Source organism: Stappia sp., from assembly GCF_048261845.1.
Classification (GTDB): Bacteria; Pseudomonadota; Alphaproteobacteria; order Rhizobiales; family Stappiaceae; genus Stappia.
Map to the genome: position 1 here is coordinate 1 of NZ_JBLXFR010000103.1, position 8,206 is coordinate 8,206.

An 8,206-nucleotide genomic window follows, 5' to 3' on the forward strand; every position below is an offset into this window, starting at 1 on the left:
ACCGCCGAGCCCTTGCGCATCGCGCTGGTCGGCGAGACGCAGATGGATGCGCGCGAGGTGATGGTGGAGGGCGTTTCCGGGTTGATGAGCGTGCATCCGGCCTGCGAACGGCCGCAATGGCTGCCCTCCCGGCGGCGGCTGGAATGGCCCTCAGGCGCGGTGGCGCAGGTGTTTTCCTCCGAGGACCCGGATGCGCTGAGGGGGCCGCAATTCGCGCTCGCCTGGTGCGACGAGCTGGCCAAGTGGCGCTATGCGCAGGAGACCTGGGACATGCTGCAATTCGGCCTGAGGCTCGGCACGCGGCCGCGTCAGCTCGTCACCACCACGCCGCGTCCGATCCCGCTGCTGAAACGGCTGATCGCCGATCCGGCAAGCCGCGTCGTCACCGCCCCGACCGAAGCAAACGCTGCTCATCTGGCGAAGGGCTTCGTGACCGCGATCCGCGCCCGTTACCACGGCACGCGGCTTGCCCGGCAGGAACTCGACGGCGAACTGGTGGAGGCGCGCGAGGGCGCCATGTGGTCCCGCGAGGGACTGGACCGGATCCGCGTCGAGACAGCGCCCGAACTGGTGCGCATCGTCGTCGCGGTCGATCCGCCGGCGAGCGCGACACGCCGCTCCGATGCCTGCGGCATCATCGCCGCCGGCATCGACGCGAGGGGCATCATCCATGTGCTGGCCGATGCGAGCCTTGAACAGGCGACGCCCTCGCGCTGGGCTAAGGCCGCGGTCGCCCTGTGGCGCGATCTGGAGGCCGACTGTCTCGTCGCCGAGGTCAACCAGGGCGGCGACATGGTCAGTGCCGTGATCGCCGGCGCCGACCCGGGTGCGCCGGTCAGGCCGGTGCGGGCGCGGCGCGGCAAGTGGCTGCGGGCCGAGCCTGTCGCCATGCTCTACGAACAGGGCCGGGTGCGCCATGTCGGCGACTTCGCGGCGCTCGAGGACGAGATGACGGACTTCACCACCGAAGGGCTGTCGAGCGGCCGCTCGCCCGACCGGCTGGATGCGCTGGTCTATGCGCTGCACGAACTGGCGCTGGCCAAGGGCGGCGTGCCGCGCCTGCGCAGCATCTGAGCCTGCTTCGAATCCACTTTTGAATCAGTTTGCCAGAGACCTGAATCATCATCTCAGGCAGCGGAATCAGTTTCTCAGGTTTCACCGGAAAGGAAAGTCATATCATGGGCTTGCGCAGCATGTTTGACTCGCTTCTTCGCGCTCCCGCCGAGGCCAAGGCCTCGCGCACGGGACCGATCGTGGCGCTTGCCCATGCCGGTCGCCCGGTGTGGACGCCGCGCGACTACGCGGCGCTGGCGCGGGAGGGATACGCGAGAAACCCGGTCGTCCACCGGGCCGTGCGGATGATCGCCGAAGCTGCCGCCAGCGTACCCATGGTGCTTTATGACGGTGAACGTGAGGTTGACGATCATCCGCTTCTGGCGCTGCTGGCGCGGCCCAACGCGATGCTCTCGGGCACGGCGCTGATGGAGGAGGTCTACGGCCATCTGCTGGTTGCCGGCAACGCCTATCTGGAACGGGTCGACATCGACGGGGCGCCGCGCGAACTGCATGCGCTGAGGCCCGACCGGGTGCGCGTGGTGCCGGGCCGCGACGGCTGGCCGGAGGGGTTCGACTATACGGTCGCCGGGCGCACCGTTCGGCTTGCCGCGGAAGCGCGCGAGGGCCGGCCCGGCGTGCTGCATCTGAAGATCTTCCATCCGCTCAACGACCACTACGGCTTTGCGCCGATCGAGGCGGCGCAGGTCAGCCTCGACCTGCACAATGCGGCCGGCGCCTGGAACAAGGCGCTGCTCGACAATGCCGCACGCCCCTCCGGCGCGCTGGTCTATGGCGGAGCGGAGGCGGGCAATCTCTCCGACGAGCAGTTCGAACGGCTGAAGAAGGAACTCGAAGAGGGCTACCAGGGCCCGCGTAATGCCGGCCGGCCGCTGCTGCTGGAAGGCGGGCTCGACTGGAAGCCGATGGGCTTCACGCCGCGCGACATGGATTTCATCGCGGCCAAGAACCAGGCGGCGCGCGAGATCGCGCTGGCCTTCGGTGTGCCGCCGATGCTGCTGGCGATCCCGGGAGACAACACCTATGCCAACTACCAGGAGGCCAACCGCGCCTTCTGGCGCCAGACCGTGCTGCCGCTCGCCGGCCGCGTCGGGGAGGCGCTCGCCCGCTTCCTGGCTCCGCCGGACGGTCCGGGGCTGAGGCTTGCACCGGATGCGGACCGGATCGAGGCGCTGGCGCCTGAACGCGGGGCCTTGTGGGACCGCATCGAGCGCGCCTCCTTCCTCAGCCTTGCGGAAAAGCGCATCGCCGTCGGCTACGGGCCGGAGCCGGAGCCGGAGGGCGAGGGCGTCGGGCACCCGGTCGGGCCGGTGGGGGGGGGGGCGGGGTGGATCCGCTTGCCGCCTATATCGGCGGCCGGGGCGACCTCGCCCATCTGGTGCTGTTCCTGTGGGCGAGTTCCGCATCGAGCCTGCTCGTCTGGTCCTTGCGCGAGACGGTCCGCTCCAACCGCCGTTTCGACGATTTCGTCGACGCCATCGCCCGGCTCAACCGGATGATCGGCGAGGACTAGGGGCGGGGCGGTCTTCGCCAGCCGCCGTTTTGAATTCACGAAAAGGGAGATCCAGACCATGACGCACCGCATTGCGGGGCGCGCATTCGCGCGTCCGCGATCCCTGTCGACAGGCAGCAGCGGGACGCAGTGCCCCCGCGACGATGCCACTGCCCCGGTTTTGGAGCGGGTGTCCGCCTTCCATGTGAAGCGGGCGCACCGGGCGGTCTTTTCCCGCTTCGCGCTGTCGCTTCATGCGGTGATCCGCCAGCGCGGGACGGACGGCGAGGTGCCCGCATGAACGTCGCGTCCATGCCACTGGCGAGCGCGCCGACCGCCATCGGCACCGGCCGCGAGCCGGAAGCGCGGCATCGGGACCCGTCCCGCGTTTCCGGTTACGCGAGCCTCTTCGGCACGCCCGACGATGCGCTCGACCTGGTTTTGCGCGGCGCCTTTCGCCGCTCGATCAAGGAGCGCGGGGCGGGCGGCATCCGCTTTCTCTGGCAGCACGATCCGGCGAGGCCCATCGGCGTGTGGGAGAGCGTGCGGGAAGACGCGCGCGGCCTCCATATGAGCGGCCGGCTCGTCACCGGCACGCAGGCCGGGCGGGATGCGGCGGCGCTGGTCAGGGCCGGCGCGCTCGACGGGCTCTCCATCGGCTTTCGCACCCGCTCGGCTCGCCGCGACCCGGCGACCGGCATCCGCCGGATCCACGACATCGACCTTTGGGAAGTGTCGCTGGTGACGTTCCCGCTGCATCCGCTGGCCCGCCTCGACGTGCGGCCCGGCGCCATGCGCCCTGGCGACGACCCGCGCGGCGGCCGGCCGTCGCCGCTGCATGCCTGATCTTGTCCCTGTTTCGCAACCGACCATCCGACAACGGAGCATTCGACCATGAGTGACAGCAACACCCGGCCCGCACCGGCCACCGCCCTGCAGGCGCCCGAGACCAAGGCGGTGACCGGCGAGGACGCGACGCGGCGCGAACTCGACGAGATGCGCGCCGCCTTCGCCGCGTTTCGCGAGGTCAATGACGAGCGGCTGGCCGAGATCGAGACGCGCGGTTCCGCCGACGGATTGACCGGGGAGAAGCTCGCCCGCATCGACGCGGCGCTCGACCGCCAGCAGCAGCGCCTCGACACGCTGGCGCTGAAGGCGGCGCGGCCGCCACGCGGAGAGAGCGGCGAGAAGGCGAGCGGGGTGCCGGACGAGCACAAGTCCGCTTTCCTCGCCTATATGCGCAAGGGCCGCGAGGACGGATTGCGGGTGCTGGAGCAGAAGGCGCTGTCCGTCGGGTCCGATCCCGATGGCGGCTACCTGGTGCCGGAGGAGACCGAGGCCGGCATCCTGCGCCGCATGGCCAGCGTCTCGCCGATCCGCGCCATTGCCGGCAGCCGGCAGGTCTCGGCCAGCGTCTTCAAGAAGCCGTTCTCGATCGCCGGTCCGCAATCGGGCTGGGTGGCGGAAACGGCGGCGCGGCCCGAGACGGGGTCGCCGACGCTTGCCGAACTCGCCTTCCCGACGATGGAGCTCTACGCCATGCCGGCGGCAACGGCTTCGCTGCTGGACGATGCGGCGGTCGATGTCGATGCCTGGATCGCCGAGGAGGTCGAACTCGCCTTCGCCGAACAGGAGGGGGCGGCTTTCGTCAATGGCGATGGCGTCAACCGGCCGCGCGGCTTCCTCGATTATCCGAGCGTGGCGGAGGCGTCCTGGAGCTGGGGCAATCTCGGCCATGTGGCGACCGGTGTCGACGGGGCGTTCCCGGCCTCTGCTCCCGGCGATGTCCTGATCGACCTCGTCTATGCACTGAAGGCGGGTTACCGGCAGAACGCCCGCTTCGTCATGAACCGTCGCACGCAAGGAGCGGTGCGCAAGATGAAGGACGGCGACGGCAATTACCTGTGGCAGCCGCCGGCATCGGTCGGGGCGCCCGCGACGCTGATGAGCTTCCCGGTGACCGAAGCCGAGGACATGCCGGACATCGCCATCGACGCACCGGCGATCGCCTTCGGCGATTTCCGCCGCGGCTATCTGGTGGTCGACCGGGCCGGGGTGCGTATCTTGCGCGATCCCTATTCGGCCAAGCCCTACGTGCTGTTCTACACGACCAAGCGCGTCGGCGGCGGCATGCAGGACTTCGACGCGATCAAGCTGCTCGCCTTTTCCGCCTGAGCGGATGCATGCGGCACTGTCCGGGCGCATGGCCCGGGCAGCCAGCCGATCCGCACGACAACCACGAAACGGATGAAGGACGGCCATGACCGCGATCGTGACGACGCCGCCGGCGGGCGAGCCGGTGACGCTGGAGGAGGCGCGCGCGCAGTTGCGCCTGACGGGCGAGGCCGAGGACGGCCTCCTCGGGAGACTGATCGCCGCCGCCCGCGCCCAGGTGGAGCAGGCAACGCGCCGCGCCCTGATCGCGCAAGGCTGGCGGCTCTATCTCGATGCCTGGCCGCCGGGCCGTGTGGTGCGCCTGCCGGTCGCCCCCGTCGCCTCCGTGGAGACGGTCACCGTCTATGACGGCGGCGGCATGCCGGTGGCGCTCGATCCGCAGGCATACCGGCTCGACGGGGCCGGCGAACCGCCCCGGCTGAAGGTTGCGGCCGGCGCGTCCGCCGGGGTTTCCGGCTTCAACGGCATCGAGATCGACTTCACCGCGGGATACGGGGCCGATGCGGCCGCCGTGCCGCAGCCGCTGCGCCATGCGGTGCTGCTGCTCGTCGCCCACTGGTTCGAGCATCGCGAGGGGGGAGCGGATCCCGGTATGCTCGGCATGCCGCCCGGCGTTGCCGCGCTGCTTTCCTCATACCGGACGCTGCGGCTGTGAGGCGGCGGGAGGGAGCGGGTGCGCTCGACCGCGCGATGCGGCTGGAGCGGCCCGAGCGGATCGAGGCGGCGGATGGCGAGGCAGAGACCGTTTTCGCCGACACCGGTCTCGTCTTCGTGGCCCTGGCCGCGGCGAGCCTTGCCGAGCGACAGGCGGGCGGGCGGATCGACGGCATTGCAAGCCATGTCGGCCGGCTGAGAAGCGGCACCGGCGTTGCCGGCGGCTGGCGGCTTGTGGAGGGCGCGCGGGTCTTCCGGGTGCTGGCGGTCGACGACAGCGCGGCGCGGCGCACCGGCGAGGTGCTCTGCCTGCTGCAGGAGGAGGAACGATGAGCCTGCATGCCGCGCTGCGCGGCGCGCTCACCGCCTGCCTGCGCCAGGATGCCGGGTTGGCGGCGTTGCCGGTGCCGCCGGCCATTCACGACGGCGCGCCGCGCGCCGCAGCCCATCCCTTCATCGAGATCGGGCGCATCGAGACGCGGTTGCTCGCCGCCACACCGCTGGAAGGCGAGGTCTCGCAGGTCGAGATCCTCGTTCATTCGCGCAAGGCGGCCCGCGGCGAGGCAGCCGCCATCCTCGACGGCGCGCGGGCGGCGCTTTCCGGGCTCGGCGCGCATCTTTCCGGCCATCTGCTGATCAATGCCGGAGATCCGGAAACGCGGCTGGAGCGGCTTTCCGACGGACGCACATGGCGCGGCCGGCTGCGGCTGCGCGTCGTCACCGAGCCGGCCGGCTGATCCGGCGGCAGTTCTTCAACCCGACAGACACAGGGGACAGGCATGGCCGCACAGGCAGGCAAGGACCTACTTCTCAAATGCGACGCGAGTGGCGCGGGAGGCTTCGTCACCATGGCCGGCCTGAGGGCCCGGCGCATCGCGCTCAATGCGGCAAGCGTCGACGTGACCGATGCCGACAGCGCCGGGCGCTGGCGCGAACTGCTGGCCGGCGCCGGCACCCGTTCGGCCGGCATCTCGGGCGGTGGCATCTTCCGCGACCAGGCGGCGGACGAAACCGTGCGCGGGCTGTTCTTCGACGGGGTGATCCGCGACTGGCAGGTGGTGATCCCCGGTTTCGGCACGATCACCGGACCGTTCCAGGTGGTGACGCTCGACTATGCCGGCACCCATGACGGCGAGGTGACCTACGAGATCGCGCTGGAATCGGCCGGCCAGCTCGCCTTCGCGGGGGAGTGAGCCATGGTCAACCGGAGACGCGGAGAGATCGAGGCGACTATCGAGGGCCGTCGGCACGTACTGGTCCTGACGCTGGGCGCGCTGGCGGAACTTGAAGCGGCCTTCAGGGCCGAGAACCTCGTTGCGCTGGCGGAGCGTTTCGCCGACGGGCGGCTTTCGGCGCAGGACATCACCCGCATTCTCGGTGCGGGCCTGCGCGGCGGCGGCTGGGACATCGCCGACGGGGAGGTGGCACGGCTGCGGTTCGCCGGAGGCGCGCCGGAAACGGTGCGGCTCGTGGCCGCCCTGCTGCGCGCGACCTTCCTTTGCGGCAGCGACGAGGGGAACGGTGAGGGAGGGGACCCGAGCGATGCAGGAGCCTGAAGCCTTCCCCTGGGCCGCCGTGATGGCGGCGTGTCTGGGCCGGCTCGGCTGGACACCGGACGTCTTCTGGACGGCGACGCCGCGCGAGGTGGCGGCAGCCCTTGCCGGCCTTGGCATGAGGCATGGACAGGGCACGGGGCGACTGGCGCGGCCGGGACTTGAGGCGCTGATGCGCCGGTTCCCGGACAAGGCGCATGAAGAAGGGGGCGGGGGCGATGACCGGACGCGATGACACGGGCGGCTTCGCGGCCGTCGGCGAGGAGGCCGAGCGGCTGAGACTGGCGATGGAGGACGTCCGCGATGCCTCGCGCGCCGCTGCCGGCGTGCTCTCAACCGGCTTGCGGCAGGCATTGGTCGACGGCCGCTCGCTGCAACAGGTGCTGCGTTCGGCCGCGCTCTCCCTGTCGGGGCGGGCCTTGTCGGCGGCGATTGCGCCGCTTGAACAGGGACTTTCGCGCGGGCTGTCGGGACTGGTTGGCGGGCTGTTCGGCGCGGCCTCGGGCACGGGCACGGGCGGCGTCACACCCTTCGCCAAGGGCGGGGTGGTCGCGGCGCCGGGGTACTTTCCGCTGCCCGGTTCGAGCGGCGGGACGGGGCTGATGGGAGAGGCGGGGGCGGAGGCGGTGCTGCCTCTGTCGCGCGATGCAAGCGGCCGGCTCGGCGTTGCCGCAGGCGGGGCCTCGGGCGCGCCGCAGATCGTCTTCAACGTTGAAACGCGCGATGCGGACAGCTTTGCAAGGTCGGAAGCGCAGATCGCGACGATGGTAGCCCGCGCCGTCGGACGGGGACGGCGCGGGCTCTAACGTCGGGCCCGAAGAGGAGGGGCTCGGGCACCGGCGTTTCAGGCAGCGGCGAGCATCGCCGCGATTTCGTCCTTCAGATGCAAACGCTGCTTCTTCAGCTCCTCCAGCGTCTCGTCGGAGGCCGGGGTGACCTGTGTCTCGACCCGGTGAATCTCGCGGTTGACCGTGTGATAGGCCTCGGCGAGCCGCGTGAAATGGGCGTTTGTCGTCTTCAGCGCGTGCAGCGCGTCGGCGGCGTCCGGGAATTCCTCGTGCAACTCGTGGGGAACATGACTCATGTCCGCTAGACCTCCTGTGCTGAAACGACTTTGCGCGGCCCGTGACGGGTCCGCCTTGAGCGAGATCAAACGGCGTATGCTTTACGCGGCCGGTGCGACGCGATGACGCCGGGCTTCGTCGAGGAGCGGTTTCCGTTGTCCGTCGCCTTCGGCGCAAGCGGGGGGCCGCAATGG

At 70.6% G+C, this 8,206-nt stretch carries 12 protein-coding genes and 1 pseudogene; 12 read left to right on the forward strand and 1 reads right to left on the reverse strand.

Features of this window, described 5'->3' with window-relative positions; genetic code table 11:
* Positions 1 to 12: 12 nt before the first annotated feature.
* The 12 genes and pseudogenes from ACN0T5_RS20845 to ACN0T5_RS20900 all read left to right on the forward strand — a co-directional run bounded on the left by ACN0T5_RS20845 (position 13) and on the right by ACN0T5_RS20900 (position 7,754).
* Positions 13 to 1,074 (forward strand): DNA-packaging protein, encoded by a 1,062-nt coding sequence (locus ACN0T5_RS20845; protein WP_417770539.1) that lies wholly within the window; start codon positions 13 to 15, stop codon positions 1,072 to 1,074.
* 119 nt (positions 1,075 to 1,193) lie between these two features.
* Positions 1,194 to 2,339: pseudogene (locus tag ACN0T5_RS20850) on the forward strand (phage portal protein); the annotation flags it as partial.
* 306 nt (positions 2,340 to 2,645) lie between these two features.
* Positions 2,646 to 2,867, forward strand: a complete 222-nt coding sequence (locus tag ACN0T5_RS20855) for a hypothetical protein (protein ID WP_417770528.1) — start codon at positions 2,646 to 2,648, stop codon at positions 2,865 to 2,867.
* Positions 2,864 to 3,412 (forward strand): HK97 family phage prohead protease, encoded by a 549-nt coding sequence (locus ACN0T5_RS20860; protein WP_417770529.1) that lies wholly within the window; start codon positions 2,864 to 2,866, stop codon positions 3,410 to 3,412. Before ACN0T5_RS20855 ends, ACN0T5_RS20860 begins: the two co-directional genes overlap by 4 nt.
* Before the next feature lie 48 nt (positions 3,413 to 3,460).
* A complete protein-coding gene (locus ACN0T5_RS20865; protein ID WP_417770530.1) occupies positions 3,461 to 4,741 on the forward strand; it encodes a phage major capsid protein in 1,281 nt (426 codons plus the stop codon).
* Between the two features lie 85 nt (positions 4,742 to 4,826).
* A complete protein-coding gene (locus ACN0T5_RS20870; RefSeq protein ID WP_417770531.1) occupies positions 4,827 to 5,396 on the forward strand; it encodes a head-tail connector protein in 570 nt (189 codons plus the stop codon).
* Positions 5,393 to 5,728: a head-tail adaptor protein gene (locus ACN0T5_RS20875; protein ID WP_417770532.1), complete on the forward strand. Its 336-nt coding sequence runs from the start codon at positions 5,393 to 5,395 to the stop codon at positions 5,726 to 5,728. Before ACN0T5_RS20870 ends, ACN0T5_RS20875 begins: the two co-directional genes overlap by 4 nt.
* Positions 5,725 to 6,132, forward strand: coding sequence for a DUF3168 domain-containing protein (locus ACN0T5_RS20880; protein WP_417770533.1), 408 nt, complete (start codon positions 5,725 to 5,727; stop codon positions 6,130 to 6,132). The genes ACN0T5_RS20875 and ACN0T5_RS20880 overlap by 4 nt, the downstream gene beginning before the upstream one ends.
* Positions 6,133 to 6,174: 42 nt before the next feature.
* Complete coding sequence (locus ACN0T5_RS20885) at positions 6,175 to 6,588, forward strand: phage major tail protein, TP901-1 family (protein WP_417770534.1); 414 nt, start codon at positions 6,175 to 6,177, stop codon at positions 6,586 to 6,588.
* A 3-nt stretch (positions 6,589 to 6,591) separates the two neighbouring features.
* The gene (locus ACN0T5_RS20890; protein ID WP_417770535.1) at positions 6,592 to 6,951 is read left to right on the forward strand and encodes a gene transfer agent family protein; all 360 of its coding nucleotides are present in this window, start codon (positions 6,592 to 6,594) and stop codon (positions 6,949 to 6,951) included.
* Positions 6,938 to 7,183 carry a rcc01693 family protein gene (locus ACN0T5_RS20895; protein ID WP_417770536.1) on the forward strand — a complete coding sequence of 82 codons (246 nt, stop codon included), beginning with the start codon at positions 6,938 to 6,940 and terminating at the stop codon, positions 7,181 to 7,183. Before ACN0T5_RS20890 ends, ACN0T5_RS20895 begins: the two co-directional genes overlap by 14 nt.
* Complete coding sequence (locus ACN0T5_RS20900) at positions 7,167 to 7,754, forward strand: phage tail tape measure protein (protein WP_417770537.1); 588 nt, start codon at positions 7,167 to 7,169, stop codon at positions 7,752 to 7,754. The genes ACN0T5_RS20895 and ACN0T5_RS20900 overlap by 17 nt, the downstream gene beginning before the upstream one ends.
* A 38-nt stretch (positions 7,755 to 7,792) precedes the next feature.
* Here ACN0T5_RS20900 and ACN0T5_RS20905 read toward each other — a convergent pair whose 3' ends face one another.
* Positions 7,793 to 8,032 (reverse strand): YdcH family protein, encoded by a 240-nt coding sequence (locus ACN0T5_RS20905; RefSeq protein WP_417770538.1) that lies wholly within the window; start codon positions 8,030 to 8,032, stop codon positions 7,793 to 7,795.
* Positions 8,033 to 8,206 lie beyond the last annotated feature (174 nt).

Excerpts from the sequence above, each read along its gene's own strand:
- ACN0T5_RS20855 (WP_417770528.1), top strand. The coding sequence starts at position 2,646 with ATGACGCACCGCATTGCGGGGCGCGCATTCGCGCGTCCGCGATCCCTG.
- ACN0T5_RS20860 (WP_417770529.1), top strand. The coding sequence starts at position 2,864 with ATGAACGTCGCGTCCATGCCACTGGCGAGCGCGCCGACCGCCATCGGC.
- ACN0T5_RS20865 (WP_417770530.1), top strand. The coding sequence starts at position 3,461 with ATGAGTGACAGCAACACCCGGCCCGCACCGGCCACCGCCCTGCAGGCG.
- ACN0T5_RS20870 (WP_417770531.1), top strand. The coding sequence starts at position 4,827 with ATGACCGCGATCGTGACGACGCCGCCGGCGGGCGAGCCGGTGACGCTG.
- ACN0T5_RS20880 (WP_417770533.1), top strand. The coding sequence starts at position 5,725 with ATGAGCCTGCATGCCGCGCTGCGCGGCGCGCTCACCGCCTGCCTGCGC.
- ACN0T5_RS20885 (WP_417770534.1), top strand. The coding sequence starts at position 6,175 with ATGGCCGCACAGGCAGGCAAGGACCTACTTCTCAAATGCGACGCGAGT.
- ACN0T5_RS20890 (WP_417770535.1), top strand. The coding sequence starts at position 6,592 with ATGGTCAACCGGAGACGCGGAGAGATCGAGGCGACTATCGAGGGCCGT.
- ACN0T5_RS20895 (WP_417770536.1), top strand. The coding sequence starts at position 6,938 with ATGCAGGAGCCTGAAGCCTTCCCCTGGGCCGCCGTGATGGCGGCGTGT.
- ACN0T5_RS20900 (WP_417770537.1), top strand. The coding sequence starts at position 7,167 with ATGACCGGACGCGATGACACGGGCGGCTTCGCGGCCGTCGGCGAGGAG.
- ACN0T5_RS20905 (WP_417770538.1), bottom strand. The coding sequence starts at position 8,032 with ATGAGTCATGTTCCCCACGAGTTGCACGAGGAATTCCCGGACGCCGCC.